We start from the raw sequence: 19,221 nt of genomic DNA, 5'->3' as shown, positions 1-19,221 counted from the left end.
CACCCATAATGCCCAAGGGGCCAGTTCTCATTGACCAGCCCTCATTGGCCAGCCTAATTGGTGAGCGGGGCATTGTTCCGGCGTAGCAACCGGGCCTGCATCAGGATGGCATTGGCCAGCTGGAATTCCGCGCCGGGGCGTGGGCCCACCTCAATCCAGTCCTCACCGCGTTTTTGTTGCCGGTGAATCTTGACCTTGAGGGAATCCGCACTCAGTTTCCGGCCAATGATATAAATTTCCGCCTTGGTGCGTTCCTCAGGATTGTTGGGATTGACCTGCCAGTCCGACAGCACCACGCCGCCATTCTGATCCGCCTTCAGGAGCGGCATGAAACGGATCGTATCCAGCGTGGCCCGCCATAAATAGGCATTAACACCAATCTGATAGACTTCTTCTGCTGCTTCAAGTGGCGCGGTTTTATCATCTCCGCCACCGAAAATACTGCATCCTCCCAGCAGCAGCATCCCAAGCACCATGCCCCCCAGCCTCAGCGCCGGCCTTACGCCACCGGCTTTGGTCCTTGTTGATTCTGCCCCCTGGGCCTGTGCGATTTGTTGATCCCGTAAAGTCATACACCATCCATTCGTCTGTTCTACTTTACCCCCCGCCCCTCCTTTGTTTCCGGCGACTGTCTTGAACAGGGACTGAACAAGACCCTCACCCGTAACGGCAGAGAGGCGGATATGGCAGGGCATCATAGCCCTTGACTTTCTTCAGATAAAGCTGTTTATCCCTTTGTCCGGACTGAGACAACAGTTTCTTCGCCCAAGCGACAAGAATTTGCGAAAACCCACCGCCCGGCCCGCCAAATTTGCTGGTGAGTCTCCCGGTGAATTTCCTGGTCCAAAAAGTCAGCTTTTCGCCATAATATTTTGGGATTCCATTTGAATTTCTGGTTCAGGAAGCTTATACTTAAGAACGAGGGAAAGACTGTCATAAAGTTTTCATAATTCGGCGTTACCCCTGCGGGCGGAGCGGACCAACACCAGGCTCCCGGGATTAATAAACCCGCAACAACAAACCGCAGAACAAACGCCAAATGATAAGAAGAGGAAACCCCGTGAGACGGCCTTCTGGCATTATAGGACTGGCAACGGCTTTCAGCATCTGGCTGGCGGCCCCTTTGGCGTTGGGCCAGTCCGGGCGGGCAGCTGAGCCAGACCCATCGTCGGCGCTTTCTGCTGCCCAGACGTCTTCCCGGTTTCTTGCCCAGGAGTTTCCCGCTGCCCCGGCCTTGTCCTTTGCCTTTAACGGCCCTGCGGACTCGGACCGGCTTGCCGATCAGACGGATGATGTGGAAATCATGCTGGATGAACCTACGGCGGACACGGCGGACCAGTTTATCTTTCTCAACGACCCGGAGGACGCCGGGAAAAAGAAATCCACGTTGAAAGTGGCCCGCAGCCAGGACAGCAAACCGTCTATTCTGTTTAACATCAAACCGCTGGTTTTCGGAACGGGACAGACCCTTCCGGCAGAGGCGGGAGCGGCGGACCTGATGTCCGGTTCCCTGCTGTCCGGCAGCATCATCACCGGCAATCGCATCACTTTTTCCTATGGTTCGGTCTCTGCCGACACCTCGCGCAACACCCTGGACATTTCCCTGGGCTCCAGTTTCCTGATCACCCCGGATAGCATTTTTTCCCCGCTTTACGAAGGGTCCGGTTATGATATCCTGAACCGCCAGGTCTATAACCTGTCTCTGGACGTGGCCTATGCCGGGTTTTCCATTGGGGCCTCATTCAGCCGAGAAAAAAGCCTTTCCGATCTGAACCTGCACGGCTTTGACGTGGGCCTCGGCTATAGTGGCCGAAGCTGGTTCACCGACATCCGTTTTGCCCAGTATCGTCGCGATCGGGAGTTGCTGTTCAGTGCCAACGCCAATGAATATATGGCGCAGCAATATTTCAACAACATCTATGCCCTGGAAGTGGGGGCGGGCTACAGCCTGCGGCCGAATATTCGCTTTACCGGCCGTTTTACCTATTACACCTATGGGCAAAGCGACGAACAGGACCCCCTGAGCGATACCCAGATCTTCCTGCTGGGCACCAATGTGAATTTCTGATCGTTATGTTTTAGAACCCCCTAATCAGGGCAGATAACCGCGAATAGCCGCCAGACCTGCCAACGGGATCCCTGTTAGCCGAGCCGCATTTTGCGCCGTAATTCCCCCCAGTGCATAGACCGGCAGGGAGGTTTCGCAAACGATCCGCCGCAGGCGAAGTGGCCCCAAGGTCAGACGCCGTTGAACAAAGGTTTCGGGATGGCTGTGGGTCGGAAAGACCGGCGAGACCAAAGCCGCGTCAACGCCAAGTCGCTCGGCCCGGCGCAGGGCACGCGGCCCATGGCAGGCGGCCGTGATCCACAACGGGGCCCGGCGGGCACGCAGGGAGAAAGCCAGCGACATAAGTCCTTCCGGCAGATGCACACCGTCCGCGCCTACCGACCGGGCCAACGCCACATCCGCGCCCACCAGGAAATAATGCCCCCCTTGCCGACATACAGCCGCCAAATCCCGCGCCAGATCCTGCCGCGCCGGGTGATCATAATCCCGCAACACCACCACGCTGTCCGGCGGCAGCCGTTCGATCACCACCCGCGGATCGGGCACCGTTCGGGCATCACTTAAAAACATTGCCGCTCCGAAAGGCAGCGTCCGGGCCGCCCCGTCCCGCGGCTTCCGATTGACGAACTTTCGGGCGTTGAGCTTTCGAGCAATGTCTGATAGGGTCTGACGCGCATAAGACATGGTTTCTCTATACAGCAGGATATTCACCTTGACCACCGCTCTCGAAACGGTTCTTGAGAAAATTGCCGCGGCCGAAAAAGCCGCCGGACGTCCGCCGAGCAGCGTGCGGCTGGTGGCGGTTTCCAAAACCCACGACGCTGACGTCATTACGCCAGTGCTTCAGGCGGGACAGCGCCGTTTCGGGGAAAACCGGGTTCAGGAAGCGGCCGCCAAATGGCCCGCGCTGAAAGACCGTTTTCCCGATACGGAACTACACCTGATCGGCCCACTGCAAAGCAACAAGGCCCGGCAGGCGGTGCGTCTGTTTGATGTGATTGAAACGCTGGACCGGCCGAAACTGGCCCGCACGCTGGCGCGGCTGTTCGAAGAGGAAGGGATAAGGCGTGACCTTTTCATTCAGATCAATACCGGTGAGGAAGCCCAGAAAGCCGGTATCGCGCCGCGGGAGGCCGACGATTTCATCGCCTTCTGCAAAGAAGAGCTGAACCTGCCGGTCGTCGGCCTGATGTGCATTCCGCCGGCAGACGAAGACCCGGCACCGCATTTCGCGCTACTGAAAAAGATTGCTGCCCGGCACGGGCTTAAAGAACTGTCCATGGGCATGAGCAATGATTATGAGACCGCCATCGCCCTGGGCGCCACCCATGTGCGCCTCGGCACCGCCATTTTCGGGCAACGGTTTAGAGTGAATTGTGAATAGGTTGCTCCATCACGCCACACAATAAAAAAAAGCCCGGCGCCCTGGAAAGGGGCCGGGAAGTCGGAAGATATCAGACGCATGGTCCAATAAGCATGAAATCTCCAATAAGCTAGAAATTCTGGGGGTAGAGAAAACCGCTATCAGTGGCTGATCACCTTTAAAGTTGTCTCGGGCGATAGGGCCGGCAACAGTTCCAGCAGATCCTCCTTGCGCAGCGCCACACACCCTTCTGTGCCTTCAAAGTCGTCCCGACCCTTCTGCCGCGCCACATGCAGGAAAATCGCACTGCCTTCCCCGGGCCGGACCGGATTGTCATTATGGCCCAGCACCACCAGCACGTCATAAAGATCATCTTCCCGCCATAGCCGTTCGGCGCGCGCGTGATAGGGCAGCATCACCGGCTGGTTGTAAGCGGCGTCTCTGGGATCGTCACACCAGCCATCTTCCTTCAGTATGGCCAGCATGGGCACCCGGGTATAAATCGGCTTAGACAACTTATCATAGCGATAAAAAACGCTCCTTAAGGGAAATTGTCCGATGGGGGTTTTGTGATCCCCTTCCCGTTTAGCGAGCGCCAGCCCCTTTTTCCCCAGTGCGCAGGGAAATTCCCGGTCCCCGGCTTTCAGCACGCCCCGGGTGGGGTTATCGTTGGCCGGGACAACAATTAGCTCGGTCAGCACATCTTCCATCATTTTTCTCCTGGCGTAATTCCGGTCTCTCTTCCCGGGCCCGCCATATCGGGCCTGGTTTTGTGTGCATGGTCAGGCCAGCCGGTCAATTTCGGCGGCCAGACGGCTTTCGCGATCCGTCACGATGCGTTCCAGCACCTTGATCCGTTCCTCCAGCCGTTCAATCCGTTCCAGATACGGTTTGATCTGTTGTTTGTCGTAATATCCGTCATCAAGGCCCAGATCATGGGCCAGCTCATCCAGGTCCAGCCGCACTCCGCTTCTTTTGGCCTTGATCCATTCTCGGCCGAGGCTGGCGATTGCCCCGATCCCCACCAGAATGACAACCATTTCAAAAACGTTCACCTTACCCTCCCTTTCCGTAGGTTCGTGCCGAAATTCGCAACTCCGTCTAGCGATAGAACCGGTGAGGCTGGTCTGTCAGCACCAACGCCATCACCAGATAGCCGAGGATCACAACGGGGCCAACAAACAACAGGGCAATCAGCCCCAGGATCCGCAGCAGGGCGGCATTGATGCCAAGATAGTCCCCCAGGCCGGCAAACACGCCGCAGATCTTGCCTTTAAGGCTGTTCTTGTAAAGCCGACGCCCGCCCGGGGGGAAGCTGTCTTCATAGGTATCGTATCTGTTATATCTGTATGTCATGATGGTTTCTCTTGCGGGACGAGCCGGGGCCCGCCCCTCTCTCTTGGTCTTTATTTGTTATTGTCTTCCAGATCACGGAATTCTTTCTGGAGTTTGTATTCCCGGCTGGTGATATGAGCCTCCGCCGCCCTCAGTCGGCGTTCAATTTCGCGAAACTTATGGCGAATGTCGCGCACCGTATTATGGGGCTTGACCCGCACATTTTTCCAAAACTCGCTTTCCTTTTCCGAATGAAACAGGTCATCGGGACGCGGATCAACCAGCCACGCCAGCAAGATATACCCGACCAGGATCACCGGTCCGAAAAAGAACAGGCAGATCAGGGTGACAATCCGAATCAGGGTGACGTCCAAACCGAAATAATCGGCCAGCCCCGCACAGACACCGGCAATCTTGCCGTTGCGTTTATCCAGATAGAACTTGTTGTAGCGCGGGGGGTGGGGATCGCGATAACGGCTCATTGACCTCTCCTCCAGTCCGGGGATTCCGCATCCAGGATGCGCTCGATATTGTTCAGACGGCTTTCAATCTGTTCCGCGCTGTCATACAGCTCGCTCAGGATTTTCTCGTCTTCACTGGTCAGCGATTTGGAGGATTTCCATTTCGTGACATAATGCAGAACAATCCACAGCGGCGCACAGATTGTCAGAAAAAGAATGCCAAATAATTCAGCCATAAAATCGACCTTTCCTTATGCTATATCCCCGAAGCGCCGATCAGGATAACGCAGGGATTACCCCGTGGCGAGCCAAGACCCGCGGTGCGGGCCCCAGCGGGTTATTTTTTCTTGTCGGCCTTGCCGCCATCCTTGCCTTTGGACAGGCGTGCCTTCAGCGCCGCCAGTTCCTCGGCCACTTTCTGCTCGGCCTCCAGGTCAGCAAACTCTTCGCTCAGGCTTTTTTCCCGTCCAAGATCCGCGGCTTCCACCCGGCTTTCCGTTTCCTCAACCCGCCGCTCCATCTGGTTAAAACGGACCATGACGTCCTCGATCCGGTTGTCATACAGGCGCTGGCGCACCTTGAGCTGGCTGGTGGCGGACTGCTGCCGTTCGATCAGCGACTTTTGTTTGGCCTTGGCTTCCTTGATTTTGGATTCCAGGGAAATAATGTCGGCTTCATATTTGGCGAGCGCCTCTTCCAGCGGCTCCCGGTCATTTTCCAGATCCCTGGCCATTTCCTCCAGCTTGGCCCGCTCCCGGAGCGCCGCATTGGCCAGATCCTCCCGGTCCTTGCTGAGCGCCAGTTCGGCCTTGGCATACCATTCTTCCTGGGCCTGGGTCAGCCGGTTCAGATTCCGTTCCAGCTCCTTACGGTCGGCAATGACACGTGCCGCAGAAGACCGGACTTCCACCAGGGTATCCTCCATTTCCTGGATCATCAGACGGATCATCTTTGCCGGATCTTCGGCCTTGTCCAGAATATGGTTGATGTTGGAATTCACAATGTCACTGAGGCGGGTAAAAATGCCCATGTTCTTTCTCCAAATAGCTTGAAAACCTGCTACCACTCTTTTCGGGGTTGGTAATTGCAGAAAACGTGCCAGATCTGTGAAAAACAAACCAACTCATTGAATTTAAAAGATATTATATAGAAGAAGATTTTTTCTTGCTTTTGAAAAAATGATAAATTACGCTACTTGTTAGTGATTTTTCCTAAAGAGTAAGAAATGATCATATCTTCCCCCCAGGATCAGAATATTATCGGGGAAAGCCCGGCTTTTCTCGAAGTGCTGGACCAGGTGTCCCGAGCCGCCCGGCACGATCGCCCGGTACTGGTGATCGGCGAGCGGGGCACCGGCAAGGAACTCATTGCCGCGCGGCTGCATTTCCTCTCTCCACGCTGGGAAAAAAACTTTCTCCAGGTCAATTGTGCGGCGCTGACCGAAAGCCTGCTGGATTCGGAACTGTTTGGTCATGAGGCCGGCGCCTTTACCGGCGCTGCCACGCGCCGCATTGGCCGGTTCGAGGAAGCCCATGAAGGCACGCTGTTTCTGGATGAAATCGCCACTATTTCCCCGGCTGCTCAGGAAAAAATCCTGCGGATTACCGAATATGGCAGCTTTCAGCGGGTGGGTGGCAACAAGGTGTTACAGGTGGATGTGCGCCTGATCGGGGCCACCAATGTGGATCTGCCGGCAGCGGCCGAGGCGGGCCGGTTCCGTCACGACCTGCTTGACCGACTGGCGCTGGACGTGATCACGCTGCCACCGCTCAGAGCCCGGCGGGAGGATATTCTGCTGCTGGCCTTTCATTTCGGCCAGAGGGTGGCGCGTGAATGCGGCTGGAGCAGTTTTCCGGGGTTTTCCGAGAATATGATAGAAGCGATGATGGAGTATGACTGGCCGGGCAATATCCGCGAATTGCGTAATGTGGTGGAACGCGCCGTCTATCACGCGGAAGATGAAACTGAACCGGTGCACCATATGGTCCTGGATCCGTTCCAGTCTCCCTGGCGGCCGGATAGCAATGGCCGGGCCAGGCGAAGGGAGGGAAGCCAGCCCACAACAGCCCCGAATGACCTCACCTCACCCGTCACCGCAGCCTCCCCCTCCCGACGTCCGGCATCATCTCCGCCCCCCCTGGGGCCCACCGATTATTATGAAACCCTAAGCCGGGTCGAGAAAGACCTGCTGGAACAGGCGCTCAAGGCCAATAAACACAATCAGCGGGACACGGCCGTCTATCTCAACCTGACCTACCACCAGCTGCGCCACCAGCTGAAAAAACATAACCTGTTGTAGAAAAACAGGTGGGAACCTGACCCGAAGCGCCGCCCCCCTTTCCCAAGATATATGGCAGGGGGCTCGTTGATGACGCCGGCTCTCCGAAATAAAAACCTCAAACAGGGTAGATGACATTCCGTAGTTACCAAGGGCCGTGGTTGCCAGGGCGCGCGGAAACAACGCTCTCCACGATATATCTCTTAGAGCAGATGGCCGGAGCGTTTTTTCTTGGTCCGCAAATAGAAATCATTATGGGCGTTAGCCGGAAATTTATGCGCCACCCGTTCCGTGACCGTAATGCCACAGGCTTCAAGCCCGGCCACCTTGTCCGGATTATTGGTCAGCAGCCGCACCTGGGAAAAACCCATGAGTTTCAGCATCTGTGCCGCCGGTTCAAAAATCCGCTCGTCACTGAGGAACCCCAGCCGTTCATTGGCGTCTACCGTATCAAATCCCTGATCCTGAAGATGATAGGCCCTGAGTTTATTGATCAGGCCGATGCCGCGTCCCTCCTGCGCCAGATAGAGCAGCACCCCGCCACCCGCCTTCTGCATGAATTTGATGGCACCGCGCATTTGTTCGCCGCAATCGCATTTCAGGCTGCCCAGAAGATCTCCGGTAAAACATTCCGAATGAATGCGCGCCAGCACCGGATCATGACGATTGGGGTCTCCGATCAGGATGGCGAAATGTTCCGTGCCGCCATCATCCGGACGAAAGGCGATCATCGTGGTCTGCTCCGCTCCCGCCAGTGGCACATGGGCCGACGTCACCATTTTCAGGGCCGCCGCATCCCGCACATCATAGGCCATTACCTCTGCCGCCGTGACCCCCAGAACCCCTTGTGCCTGCAATATATCCGGCTCAACCCGCCCGGAAAAAACCGCCGCCGGCAACAGCCGGGCAATTTTACACAGTTTCAGGCCCGCCTCATGAGCTGGCCCGGCCGAACGGTCCGCCACCCGGAACGGCCCCAGCAACGGGCGGGACAGATCATCAGCAGGATCAGCCATGCTCTGGATGGCGGCACTGTTGATATGGGCGGTGATATCCACCAGCGCCACATCGCCCGAACGGGGAGAAATTTTCAGGATATTGGCCCGGTTATAGGTCAGCCCCACCACTGGCGCCTGTGAACTTAACGCCCGGAACTGGTCCAACCGCGGCTCCCCAATCAGTTCCGCCGAGGCCATAAGGACGGCTTCATCGTCGGTTTTGATCAGCACCGGCCGCCCGCGACGTAACTCCGCCGCTGCCCGTTCCACCTTCACAATGTTGTGATCCAAAAGCTTTTCCGGGTGATGTCCTGTTGATGCCGGGGGTCGGGGTCCCATATTGTTATCCAAAACTCTGTTTTACTGATCGTCGTAAGTTTATATAATGCGACTTATGAAAAAAGAACAGTTTAAAGGGAAAATTCATCATGGCCCAGACATATCGTATCCTGATTGTGGATGACGACGCGGATTTGCGGCACGTTCTGGCCGAGCAACTGTCCTTTCATGAAGAATTCGAAACGACAGAAGCCGGCACCGGCATGGATGGCCTCAAGGCGGCCCGGGACGACAATTTTGATCTGGTTCTTCTGGATGTGGGACTGCCGGACATTGACGGGCGGGAAATCTGCCGCATGTTGCGTAAGGCCAATGTCAAAATCCCGATCATCATGCTGACCGCCAATGATTCCGAGGCGGACACCATTCTGGGCCTGGACGCCGGCGCCAATGACTATGTGACCAAACCGTTCCGCTTCGGCGTGCTTCTGGCGCGTATCCGGGCGCATCTCAGACAACATTCCATCAGCGAGGACGCCTCCTTTGTCATCGGACCCTATCTGTTTAAACCCGGCGAAAAGCTGATGACGCATGAAACTACCGGGGAAAAGGTGCGGCTGACGGAAAAGGAAACCAATATTCTGAAATATCTGAAACGGGCCGGCGGCAACCCGGTCGGCCGGGAGGTTCTGCTGGACGAGGTCTGGGGGTATAATGCCGGGGTGACCACCCATACGCTGGAGACCCATATTTACCGGTTGCGCCAAAAAATCGAACCCGATCCCAGCCACGCAACACTATTGATTACCGAACCGGGCGGATACCGTCTCGGCGATTAAGGGCGGCAATGGAGCGGACCAGCCCCTCAAACCGGAACCGGATGAGCCACAGGCCCCCGTCTCATGGAAATTTGTCCGCACTCTCTCTTTGACTCTGAGCCCCGCCTGATATATCAAGCAGGCAGGATTAACAGTTCCGAATTTGGAATAACAGAACCCCAATGTTTGAGATTTGCTTTACCCGGCGCTATTCCATGGGCCACCGGCTCTACAGTTTGAAAGGCAGCCCCTGCGTCATCCCCCACGGCCACAATGAATATGTCAAGGTGACGCTGGTTTATGACGGCAACGATGCACTGGATGGGGGCAGCAACATGGCGGCCTCCTTCCGGCAGATGAAAAAGCGCTGGCATGATTGGATTGACGGCCATGTGGATCACAGTCTGCATCTGGCCAGCCGCGACCCGTTGCTCGACTATTTCCGCGAGCGGGAGCCGGAAAACCTGCGTTATCTGCTGATCACGCCGGGAGATCCCACCACCGAGGCGCTGGCCGCCTGTATGTTCGCCAAGATCAGCGCCTTTCTGGCCGCGGAACAGAACGGCATGCGCTGCACCCGGCTTGAAATCGAAGAAACCCCCACCAATACGGTGGTTTTCTCAGGCGACCCGGACAAGGCCCTGAACATGGGGCAGTATGACGGCCCCGCCATACCCTGGTGGAAACGCGCCGACATGTCCATTAACGACCTTGACCTGCCCTGAAACAGGCCCTGGAAAAACCGGGGCTGGCCTGCACGGCCCCAACCTTCCGCAAAGCCTCTTGAATCTGTATCGCGCTCAAGGGTATTCTGATAAAAATTTCAGGGACCTATCATGACCAGCAGCATCCTTATCACCGGCGCCGCAAAACGGATCGGACGCGTTATCGCCCTTACCCTGGCCCGGGCCGGATACCATATTCATCTGCATTATCACCACTCACAGAATGACGCGGAGCAAACGGCCCGGGACATCCGGGAACAGGGCGGGTCCGCACAGCTGATCCAGGCCGATCTCGGCGATGCTCACGAGGTGGACAACCTGATCCCCGCCCTAATCCGGGACAGCGGCGCCCCGCCGCTTGAACATGTCATCAACAATGCCTCGCGCTTTGCCGACGACACGGCGTTTAATTTCACCCGGAACAGCTTCGAAGGCCATATGAATGTCAATCTGCGCGCCCCGCTGCAACTGGCGCGGGGGCTGTACCGGGCGCTGGGCGAGGACCGCCGGGGCAGTGTCATTAACATCATTGACAGCAGCGTGTTTGCCATGAATCCGGACTTTTTCACCTACAGCCTCAGTAAATATGGCCTGCTGGGGGCGACCGAAACCCTGGCCATGGCGCTGGCCCCGCGGGTCCGGGTCAATGGTCTTGCGCCGGGCCTGACCCTGCTCAGCGGTGACCAAAGTGAAGAAAATTTCACTCTGGCCGGGGGGCTCAACCTGAACCGACAGGCACCGACGCCCGAGGATATCGCCACCAGCTGCCTGCACCTGATCCGCACGCCCTCCATCAATGCGGCGGTGCTGCCGCTGGACGGGGGACAGAAAAATCTGCGGCTCAACCGGGATGTGGCCCGGATTGCCGAAGACCTCCTGGGAACACTACCGGGCCATAACAGACCGGCTCCCCCAAACCCGACCGCCGGCAAGGAGACCACCCCCCATGACTGAGTACAAAATCCGCCGCCGGGAAATCCGACTGCGGGATTTCGTGTGTGAGGCCTCCATCGGGATTCATGACTTTGAGCGCCAGGCACGCCAACGGGTGTTGATCAATGTCACCCTCACGCTCAGCGATGTTCCCCCCGCCCGGGACGATATTTCCGAAGTTCTGGACTATGACTTTCTGCGTGACGAGATCCGGGATCTGGTTCGGGATCGTCATTTCAATCTTCAGGAAACCCTGTGTGAAGAAATTCTGAAACTCTGTTTCCGCTCCCCCCGGGTGCAACAGGCGGAGGTTTATCTGCAAAAACCGGACGTGTATCCCGATTGCCGCAGTGTGGGACTGTGCATGACAGCCGAAAAAAGCTAGTTCACACTTTTTCACTTTACATATACGTTTTTTCATATATATGTTTTCCCGTATATGATTAACGGAAAAGCTCATCATGACCCCCTTGCAGTTTTTCAAATGCCTTGCCGACGAAACACGGCTGAGTATCCTGATGCTTATCCAGCAGGAAGGAGAGCTTTGTGTTTGCGAACTCACCGAGGCTTTGTCAGAGATCCAGCCTAAAATCTCTCGTCATCTGTCCCAGTTAAAACAATGCGGTATCCTTCGGGATCGGCGGCAGGGAATATGGAATTTCTACAGTCTTAATCCTGACCTTCCCCCTTGGGCAGTTATAACCCTTCAGCAAACAACCGAACAGAACATCCACCTCCTCGAAAAGCCATTGATGAAGTTGAATAACATGGGAGATCGACCGGAACGAGCCGAGATCCGTTGCCCGCAGCCCCGCTAAACCTACAAGTTCCCAAATGAGCAAAAGTCATGAAGCTGTTATTCCTGTGTACCCATAATGCCTGTCGAAGTATTTTAGCGGAAGCTATAACCCGGCAGCTCGCGCGGAAACTGCGGGCCGAAAAAGTCCAGGTTACCAGCGCTGGAAGCCATCCGGCAGGCTTCGTGAATCCACTTACCCTCCATTATCTCCATCAGAAAGGCTACAGCACCGACGATCTGACCAGTAAAAGTTGGAATGATATCAGTGAATATGCTCCCGATATCGTTATCACTGTTTGTGACCAGGCGGCAGGTGAAAGCTGCCCGATCTGGCTGGGAAACGCGGTGAAAGGACATTGGGGTCTACCGGACCCGGGCAGGAATGCCCAGATAGGCCCGACAACCGATGCCGCCTTTACAGAAATCATTGAGCTTCTGGAAAACAGTATCAGCTCCCTTTTAACAGAGGATATTAATTCTCTTACCGCGGAGGAGCTGTCAGATCTTTTAAAGAAGCTGGCCCCGAAATCAAACATAAGGAAATAAAATGGGTTTGTTCGAACGTTACCTGTCCCTGTGGGTAGGTCTCTGCATCATAAGTGGCGTAGCGCTTGGTAATTTTGTTCCCAGCGTTTTCACTATTATTGCCGCCCTGGAAGTCTTTCATGTCAATCTTGTGGTGGCCGTGTTCATCTGGGTCATGATCTATCCCATGATGGTGCAGATTGATTTTTCCGCCATGAAGGACATCGGTAAAAAGCCCAAGGGATTGGCGCTGACCCTTATCGTCAACTGGCTGATCAAGCCCTTCACCATGGCGGCGCTGGGTTGGCTGTTCTTCCGCGTTGTGTTTGCGGACTGGGTCGATCCGCAAACCGCCGGGGAATATATCGCCGGAATGATCCTGCTGGGGGTCGCCCCCTGTACCGCCATGGTCTTTGTCTGGAGTCAGCTCACCAAGGGGGACCCCAACTATACTTTGGTACAGGTCTCGGTGAATGATGTGATCATGGTTTTTGCTTTTGCCCCCATCGCTGCCTTCCTGCTGGGCGTGAGCAATATCCATGTCCCATGGGAAACCCTGCTCCTATCAGTCGTTCTTTATGTGGTATTGCCGTTAGGGGCAGGCGTCTTCACCCGGCGCCTGCTTGAACACAAATCAGATGGACACCGGATTGAACTCTTCACCCGGACACTTAAGCCCTGGTCAATCCTTGGGCTGCTGGCTACCGTGGTGCTTCTTTTCGGGTTTCAGGCGGAAGTGATCCTTGCCCAACCCCAGACTATTGTCCTAATCGCCCTCCCGCTGTTGATTCAGACTTACGGGATTTTCGTAATTGCCTATGGCGCGGCCAAATTCCTGAAGTTGCCCCATAACATTGCAGCACCTGCCTGCTTGATCGGCACCTCCAATTTCTTCGAACTGGCGGTCGCCGTGGCCATTTCCCTGTTCGGACTGCATTCAGGGGCAGCACTGGCTACAGTTGTCGGGGTGCTGGTGGAAGTGCCTGTCATGCTGTCTCTGGTGGCCATCGCCAACCGAACACGGCATTGGTTTCCGGGATAAGATATCATGTTTCAGATATTTACAGACCTCGCCACTTGGCTGATTTATGATCTTGCGGGCCTGTCTTCGGACACTAAACTAGGCAGCGCACTCCATTTTTTTGTTGAGGACACCACTAAAATCTTCGCTCTGTTGATTGTAATGATCTATGTGATAGCGCTTTTGCGCGCTTCACTCAGGGTGGAAAGAGTACGTGACTTCCTTGCGGGCAAAACCCGTGGGTTTGGTTATGTTATGGCCTCTGGTTTTGGAGCGGTCACTCCCTTTTGTTCCTGTTCCAGCATACCTGTCTTCCTTGGTTTTACTTCCGCCGGGATTCCTGTTGGTATTACCATGGCTTTCCTGCTGACCTCTCCACTTATCAATGAAGTGGCCGTACTTTTGCTGCTCAGCCTGCTGGGCTGGAAGTTTACCTTGCTCTATGTACTGGTAGGTATGTTTGTAGGCATTCTGGGAGGTATATTCCTGGATATGATCAAAGCTGAACGCTGGCTTCAGGATTTTGCAAAAAAAGCACTTGAACAAGCTCAAAGTCAGACTGCGAATTCCTCAAATATTGATGCCGCTCCAAAGTTAAGCCTCAAAGAAAGGCATGATTTTGCCAAAGATGAAACTTTGGATATCTTCAGGCTGGTCTGGAAATGGGTGATTGTGGGTGTTGGCCTCGGCGCGACCCTGCATGGTTTCGTTCCTGATGGCTGGATAGAAGCCCACTTGGGTGGTGGACAATGGTGGTCTGTGCCAGGCGCAGTATTACTAGGCATTCCGCTTTATTCCAATGCTACTGGCGTAATTCCAGTCATGGAAAGTCTCATCCTCAAGGGCTTGCCTGTTGGCACAACTCTTGCCTTCTGCATGAGCACAGTCGCCGCGAGTTTTCCGGAATTTGTCCTGCTGAAGCAAGTGATGCAATGGCGATTGCTCGTGATCCTGTTTATATTGTTATTACTCTCCTTCAGCGTTGTAGGATGGGTCTTCAACTTGTTCACCCCGTTTTTATAAGGACCACTTCATGAAAAAATTCAAAGTACTGGGCAGTGGCTGTGCCAAATGCCAGAAAACCGCTGAGCTTATTGAAGCAGTTGCACTGAAATCTGGAACCGAGATCGAACTTACCCATGAAACCAATCCTGAATCGATTATGAGATACGGCGTTATGAGTACCCCGGCTGTGGTTTGTGACGAAAAAGTCATCCATACTGGCAGCGTACCTTCTACGGAGATCATCGCTAGCTGGCTGAGCAAATAGACCATCTGCCACTAAATTGACGGGCCCCGCCTTTGTTCGCTTGGGGGGATCGACCTTAAGGCAGGGGCCCGGCAGCTGTAGAAGCCACAGCGCTAGAGTCTTTTGTTAATAGGTTTACGCATAACCTGCATTTCTGAGATAGTTGGCGCATTCCTGCGGTGAAAATTCATTGAGGAGTGTCCCAATGCGTTTCCATGTTGCTTCCTTGGTTCTTTCCTTTGCCTTCCTTAGCAGTCGTTTGAGTTTGGCAAAGACCTGTTCGATGGGGTTGAGGTCCGGGCTATAGGGCGGCAGGAAGAACATCCTTGCGCCAGCGTTCCGGATCGCCTCCCTGACAGCCTTGCCTTTATGGGACGAGAGATTGTCGAGGATCACGACATCGCCAGGCTTCAGGGTTGGCACGAGGAACTGTTTCACCCATGCGAGGAAGCGTTCCGCGTTGATGGGGCCGTCGAAGACACATGGCGCCGTGATGCCGTCATGACGCAGTGCTGCAATGAAGGTCATGGTCAACCAGTGCCCCCCCGGTGCCTGGGCCTTCAAAGGCCGGCCCCTTGGGCTCCAGCCATGGGTGGGGGTCATATTGGTCTTGGCCCAGGTCTCATCGACAAAGACAAGTCGTTCAGATGTGATCCGCTTCTGGTATTTCTTCCACTGTTGACGCCTGAAGGCAATATCAGGCCTGTCCTGCTCGTTGGCGAATACGGTTTTTTTTGAAGCTGATACCGATCGTGCGGAAAAAGCGGGAAAGCATGCCCGGGTCTGCACGAACACCATGCTCATCCTGTAAAAGGCCACACAGAGCTTCAAGGGTAAGGTCTGGTTGTTCTTCGATCCGGGTCACAAGCCAGTCCTGTACAGCAGGCAGGGCTGAAGGGCGATGCCCACCTGTACCAACAGGATGGCGGCGTTTGTCCTGTGTCACGGCCTGCAACCACTTCACAGCGGTGGAGGCACTGACGCCGTAGCGCGCTGCTGCTCCACGGCGGCTCATCCCCTCAACAAGAACCGCATCAATAACGCGGTCACGCAAATCCTGATCAAGCACTTTCGGCATAGAGACTGGCCTCCTTATCCAGCCCCTATCTTGAATCACAAATAAAGCAAAAAGGGAACCCCTTTCCGACCCAACCTTTTCACAATTCACTCTAACCAAAGAGGAGCTTCTGGACTTCTACTACGCCGATCAGGTTAGGTCAAAATTCAAGCTAATCGAAAAAGAGATCAAAGACATCTGACTCTGGCGTTCGCTTACCGTTAGCTTACCTCAGCCATTTCAAATCCTGGCCTTCAGAACGGGAAAGCCCGCTATCTCATTGAGATAACGGGCTTTATTGGTTGCGGGGGTAGGATTTGAACCTACGACCTTCAGGTTATGAGCCTGACGAGCTACCGGGCTGCTCCACCCCGCGTCACTTTAATCGCACTACCGCTTTGCTGCTTGAGTGCATGGTTCCGGACGTTGCCCGGCACTTTATTTTCCGCCTCGGGGGAGCCGAGGTTTTTTCTGTTTTCCGCTTCAGGGGACCTGAAGCTTTTTTATCTTTTCGCCCTGGGGGAGCCAGGGCTGGGGGGTGCTTCCCCCGTGGTTAAGCTAACTGGCCTATCGCTTGCCCGCAAGCCTGGCGCGCGGGAGAGCGTTGTTGGGACAAAAAAAGCGGCTTTGGGCCGCTTGTTTTGTTTTTTGACATTGTGACTGGGTTTGTCTTGGGGTCCGATGTTTTTAATAGACCTGGCGACGACCTACTCTTCCGCGTCTTAAGACGAAGTACCATCGGCACAACCTGGTTTCACTTCCGGGTTCGGGATGGAGCCGGGTGGGACACAGGCGTTACGATCACCAGGTCAATTAAAAACATCGGGTTTGTGTATGCTCTGATTATGTTCCGTTTTGTGTGTGAGCGTCTGTAGAGATCAGATAATCTCATCTCTGTTCATGACGGTGATGGATCAAGCCGATTGAGTAATTAGTACCGGTTAGCTTCATGTGTTGCCACACTTCCACACCCGGCCTATCAACGTGGTGGTCTTCCACGGCTCTCAGGGGAGAACTTATCTTGAGGGGGGCTTCCCGCTTAGATGCTTTCAGCGGTTATCCCTTCCACACATAGCTACCCTGCAGTGCGGCTGGCGCCACAACAGGTCCACCAGAGGTGTGTCCATCCCGGTCCTCTCGTACTAGGGACAGCTCCTCTCAATTCTCCTGCGCCCACGGCAGATAGGGACCGAACTGTCTCACGACGTTCTAAACCCAGCTCGCGTACCTCTTTAATTGGCGAACAGCCAAACCCTTGGGACCTGCTCCAGCCCCAGGATGAGATGAGCCGACATCGAGGTGCCAAACACTGCCGTCGATATGAGCTCTTGGGCAGTATCAGCCTGTTATCCCCGGCGTACCTTTTATCCGTTGAGCGATGGCCCTTCCACGCGGGACCACCGGATCACTATGACCGACTTTCGTCTCTGCTCGACTTGTCAGTCTCGCAGTCAGGCAGGCTTATGCCATTGCACTCTCACAGCTGATTTCCGACCAGCCTGAGCCTACCATCGCGCGCCTCCGTTACTCTTTGGGAGGCGACCGCCCCAGTCAAACTACCCACCACAGAGGGTCCCGGACCCGGCTTCACGGGTCGCGGTTAGATAATAGACAGGTTAAGGGTGGTATTTCACCAACGGCTCCACGCGAACTGGCGCACGCGCTTCAAAGCCTCCCACCTATCCTACACATAACATATCCATTATCACTCTGAAGTTGTAGTAAAGGTGCACGGGGTCTTTCCGTCTAACCGCGGGTAGCCCGCATCTTCACGGGCAATTCAATTTCGCTGAGTCGATGTTGGAGACAGTGGGGAAGTCGTTACGCCATTCGTGCAGGTCGGAACTTACCCGACAAGGAATTTCGCTACCTTAGGACCGTTATAGTTACGGCCGCCGTTTACCGGGGCTTCAATTCGGTGCTTGCACACCTCCTTTTAACCTTCCGGCACCGGGCAGGCGTCAGACCCTATACGTCGCCTTGCGGCTTCGCAGAGCCCTGTGTTTTTAGTAAACAGTCGCCACCCCCTGGTCTGTGCCCCCTCCATAAAGTTGCCTTCATGGAGGGCCTCCTTCTCCCGAAGTTACGGAGGCAATTTGCCGAGTTCCTTCAACATCGTTCTCTCAAGCGCCTTGGTATGCTCTACCTGTCCACCTGTGTCGGTTTAGGGTACGGTCTATACGGCGGGGCTATTTCCTGGGACCGCTTCGCGGCCTTGTCAATCCGATCAGACAAGACAACTTACGCGATCCGTCACATCCCGCCAGGCCCAGTAATATTAAACTGAGTTCCCATCGACTACGCCTTTCGGCCTCGCCTTAGGGGCCGGCTAACCCTGCGCAGATTAGCTTTACGCAGGAACCCTTGGACTTTCGGCGAGAGGGTCTCTCACCCTCTTTATCGCTACTCATGCCAACATTCGCACTTCCGATACCTCCAGGCGCCCTCGCAGGTCGCCCTTCACTGGCTTACGGAACGCTCCGCTACCGCTTACTCCAAAGGAGTAAACCCAAAGCTTCGGTACATGTCTTGAGCCCCGTTACATCTTCGCTGCGAGATGGCTATTAGACCAGTGAGCTGTTACGCTTTCTTTAAAGGGTGGCTGCTTCTAAGCCAACCTCCTGGTTGTTTTGGCCTTCTCACTTGCTTTCCCACTTAGACATGATTTAGGGACCTTAGCTGTTGGTCAGGGCTGTTTCCCTCTCCACTGCGGACCTTAGCACCCACAGTGTGTCTGCTGGACTGTACTCACCGGTATTCGGAGTTTGGTTAGAATTGGTAAAGCTCGCGCCCCCCGCATCCATCCAGTGCTCTACCCCCGGCGGTAATCATCCAACGCTCTACCTAAATAGATTTCGCGGAGAACCAGCTATCTCCGAGTTTGATTGGCCTTTCACCCCTAGTCACAGGTCATCCCGTTCTTTTTCAACAGAAGTGGGTTCGGCCCTCCAGTGCGTGTTACCGCACCTTCAGCCTGCCCATAACTAGATCACTCGGTTTCGGGTCTAATACATGATACTCAAACGCCCTGTTCAGACTCGCTTTCGCTGCGCCTACACCTAACGGCTTAAGCTCGCATCATATATTAAGTCGTTGGCCCATTATACAAAAGGTACGCCGTCAGAGCTCATGGCTCCTCCGACTGCTTGTAAGCATACGGTTTCAGGTTCTGTTTCACTCCCCTTATCGGGGTGCTTTTCACCTTTCCCTCACGGTACTTGTGCGCTATCGGTCGCATAGGAGTACTTAGGCTTGGAGGGTGGTCCCCCCATGTTCAGACAGGATTTCACGTGTCCCGCCCTACTCAAGGAC

At 55.1% G+C, this 19,221-nt stretch carries 22 protein-coding genes, 1 tRNA gene and 2 rRNA genes (1 of these 25 only partly in view); 12 read left to right on the top strand and 13 right to left on the bottom strand.

Annotated elements, in window-relative coordinates; genetic code table 11:
• Positions 1 to 53 precede the first annotated feature (53 nt).
• Positions 54 to 572: a DUF3576 domain-containing protein gene (locus tag FE788_RS00630; RefSeq protein ID WP_210414054.1), complete on the bottom strand. Its 519-nt coding sequence runs from the start codon at positions 570 to 572 to the stop codon at positions 54 to 56.
• A gap of 488 nt (positions 573 to 1,060) precedes the next feature.
• Between FE788_RS00630 and FE788_RS00625 the strand changes: the two genes are divergently transcribed.
• Positions 1,061 to 2,068 (top strand): carbohydrate porin, encoded by a 1,008-nt coding sequence (locus tag FE788_RS00625; protein ID WP_138378831.1) that lies wholly within the window; start codon positions 1,061 to 1,063, stop codon positions 2,066 to 2,068.
• 24 nt (positions 2,069 to 2,092) lie between these two features.
• Here the strand turns inward: FE788_RS00625 and FE788_RS00620 are convergent, their stop codons facing one another.
• The gene (locus FE788_RS00620; RefSeq protein WP_138378830.1) at positions 2,093 to 2,752 is read right to left on the bottom strand and encodes a thiamine phosphate synthase; all 660 of its coding nucleotides are present in this window, start codon (positions 2,750 to 2,752) and stop codon (positions 2,093 to 2,095) included.
• Here FE788_RS00620 and FE788_RS00615 point away from each other — a divergent pair.
• Positions 2,751 to 3,452, top strand: a complete 702-nt coding sequence (locus FE788_RS00615; RefSeq protein ID WP_138378829.1) for a YggS family pyridoxal phosphate-dependent enzyme — start codon at positions 2,751 to 2,753, stop codon at positions 3,450 to 3,452. The two genes, FE788_RS00620 and FE788_RS00615, sit on opposite strands and share 2 nt — an antisense overlap.
• A gap of 140 nt (positions 3,453 to 3,592) precedes the next feature.
• On the opposite strand, the gene FE788_RS00610 is transcribed toward FE788_RS00615, so the two are convergent.
• From FE788_RS00610 to pspA, 6 genes are all read right to left on the bottom strand, one after another.
• Positions 3,593 to 4,144: a L,D-transpeptidase family protein gene (locus FE788_RS00610; protein ID WP_210414052.1), complete on the bottom strand. Its 552-nt coding sequence runs from the start codon at positions 4,142 to 4,144 to the stop codon at positions 3,593 to 3,595.
• A 69-nt stretch (positions 4,145 to 4,213) separates the two neighbouring features.
• Complete coding sequence (locus FE788_RS00605) at positions 4,214 to 4,486, bottom strand: hypothetical protein (RefSeq protein WP_138378828.1); 273 nt, start codon at positions 4,484 to 4,486, stop codon at positions 4,214 to 4,216.
• Between the two features lie 46 nt (positions 4,487 to 4,532).
• On the bottom strand, positions 4,533 to 4,787 hold the full coding sequence (locus FE788_RS00600; RefSeq protein WP_138378827.1) for a PspC domain-containing protein: 255 nt from the start codon (positions 4,785 to 4,787) through the stop codon (positions 4,533 to 4,535).
• Positions 4,788 to 4,837: 50 nt separating this feature from the next.
• A complete protein-coding gene (pspC, locus tag FE788_RS00595; RefSeq protein ID WP_138378826.1) occupies positions 4,838 to 5,248 on the bottom strand; it encodes an envelope stress response membrane protein PspC in 411 nt (136 codons plus the stop codon).
• Positions 5,245 to 5,463, bottom strand: a complete 219-nt coding sequence (gene pspB, locus FE788_RS00590) for an envelope stress response membrane protein PspB (protein ID WP_138378825.1) — start codon at positions 5,461 to 5,463, stop codon at positions 5,245 to 5,247. Before pspB ends, pspC begins: the two co-directional genes overlap by 4 nt.
• A 101-nt stretch (positions 5,464 to 5,564) precedes the next feature.
• The gene (pspA, locus tag FE788_RS00585) at positions 5,565 to 6,257 is read right to left on the bottom strand and encodes a phage shock protein PspA (protein ID WP_138378824.1); all 693 of its coding nucleotides are present in this window, start codon (positions 6,255 to 6,257) and stop codon (positions 5,565 to 5,567) included.
• A 195-nt stretch (positions 6,258 to 6,452) separates the two neighbouring features.
• Between pspA and pspF the strand changes: the two genes are divergently transcribed.
• Positions 6,453 to 7,526: a phage shock protein operon transcriptional activator gene (gene pspF / locus FE788_RS00580; protein WP_138378823.1), complete on the top strand. Its 1,074-nt coding sequence runs from the start codon at positions 6,453 to 6,455 to the stop codon at positions 7,524 to 7,526.
• Between the two features lie 182 nt (positions 7,527 to 7,708).
• Here pspF and ribA read toward each other — a convergent pair whose 3' ends face one another.
• A complete protein-coding gene (gene ribA, locus FE788_RS00575; RefSeq protein ID WP_210414050.1) occupies positions 7,709 to 8,794 on the bottom strand; it encodes a GTP cyclohydrolase II in 1,086 nt (361 codons plus the stop codon).
• A 137-nt stretch (positions 8,795 to 8,931) separates the two neighbouring features.
• On the opposite strand from ribA, the gene FE788_RS00570 reads away from it, so the two are divergent.
• The 9 genes from FE788_RS00570 (at position 8,932) to FE788_RS00530 (ending at position 14,873) form a co-directional block, all read left to right on the top strand.
• Positions 8,932 to 9,621, top strand: coding sequence for a response regulator transcription factor (locus FE788_RS00570; protein ID WP_138378821.1), 690 nt, complete (start codon positions 8,932 to 8,934; stop codon positions 9,619 to 9,621).
• A gap of 161 nt (positions 9,622 to 9,782) precedes the next feature.
• On the top strand, positions 9,783 to 10,325 hold the full coding sequence (locus FE788_RS00565; protein WP_138378820.1) for a 6-pyruvoyl trahydropterin synthase family protein: 543 nt from the start codon (positions 9,783 to 9,785) through the stop codon (positions 10,323 to 10,325).
• 111 nt (positions 10,326 to 10,436) lie between these two features.
• Positions 10,437 to 11,279 carry an SDR family NAD(P)-dependent oxidoreductase gene (locus FE788_RS00560; RefSeq protein WP_138378819.1) on the top strand — a complete coding sequence of 281 codons (843 nt, stop codon included), beginning with the start codon at positions 10,437 to 10,439 and terminating at the stop codon, positions 11,277 to 11,279.
• Positions 11,272 to 11,643, top strand: coding sequence for a dihydroneopterin aldolase (locus FE788_RS00555; protein WP_138378818.1), 372 nt, complete (start codon positions 11,272 to 11,274; stop codon positions 11,641 to 11,643). Before FE788_RS00560 ends, FE788_RS00555 begins: the two co-directional genes overlap by 8 nt.
• A gap of 76 nt (positions 11,644 to 11,719) precedes the next feature.
• On the top strand, positions 11,720 to 12,076 hold the full coding sequence (locus FE788_RS00550; RefSeq protein ID WP_138378817.1) for a metalloregulator ArsR/SmtB family transcription factor: 357 nt from the start codon (positions 11,720 to 11,722) through the stop codon (positions 12,074 to 12,076).
• A gap of 29 nt (positions 12,077 to 12,105) precedes the next feature.
• Complete coding sequence (locus FE788_RS00545) at positions 12,106 to 12,603, top strand: arsenate reductase ArsC (RefSeq protein ID WP_138378816.1); 498 nt, start codon at positions 12,106 to 12,108, stop codon at positions 12,601 to 12,603.
• Between the two features lies 1 nt (position 12,604).
• Positions 12,605 to 13,624 (top strand): ACR3 family arsenite efflux transporter, encoded by a 1,020-nt coding sequence (arsB, locus tag FE788_RS00540; RefSeq protein ID WP_138378815.1) that lies wholly within the window; start codon positions 12,605 to 12,607, stop codon positions 13,622 to 13,624.
• Positions 13,625 to 13,630: 6 nt separating this feature from the next.
• Entirely contained in the window at positions 13,631 to 14,626 is a 996-nt protein-coding gene (locus FE788_RS00535; RefSeq protein ID WP_138378814.1) for a permease, read from the top strand.
• Between the two features lie 10 nt (positions 14,627 to 14,636).
• On the top strand, positions 14,637 to 14,873 hold the full coding sequence (locus FE788_RS00530; RefSeq protein WP_138378813.1) for a thioredoxin family protein: 237 nt from the start codon (positions 14,637 to 14,639) through the stop codon (positions 14,871 to 14,873).
• Positions 14,874 to 14,987: 114 nt separating this feature from the next.
• Here FE788_RS00530 and FE788_RS00525 read toward each other — a convergent pair.
• The 4 genes from FE788_RS00525 to FE788_RS00510 all read right to left on the bottom strand — a co-directional run.
• Positions 14,988 to 15,930, bottom strand: a protein-coding gene (locus FE788_RS00525; protein ID WP_138378812.1) for an IS630 family transposase whose coding sequence is annotated in 2 segments (ribosomal slippage) — positions 14,988 to 15,587 and positions 15,589 to 15,930 — 942 coding nt in all. Because the reading frame shifts where the segments join, the coding sequence is not laid out codon by codon here.
• Between the two features lie 278 nt (positions 15,931 to 16,208).
• Positions 16,209 to 16,285: transfer RNA gene (locus tag FE788_RS00520), tRNA-Met, on the bottom strand.
• Between the two features lie 318 nt (positions 16,286 to 16,603).
• A 5S ribosomal RNA gene (rrf, locus tag FE788_RS00515) occupies positions 16,604 to 16,718 on the bottom strand.
• 101 nt (positions 16,719 to 16,819) lie between these two features.
• A 23S ribosomal RNA gene (locus FE788_RS00510) occupies positions 16,820 to 19,221 on the bottom strand; it runs 348 nt beyond the window's last position.

Source organism: Luteithermobacter gelatinilyticus, assembly GCF_005849285.1.
Lineage (GTDB): Bacteria > Pseudomonadota > Alphaproteobacteria > Sphingomonadales > Emcibacteraceae > Luteithermobacter > Luteithermobacter gelatinilyticus.
The sequence above is the reverse complement of the archived record's forward strand: the minus strand, read 5'-3'. Positions and strand labels throughout refer to the sequence as shown.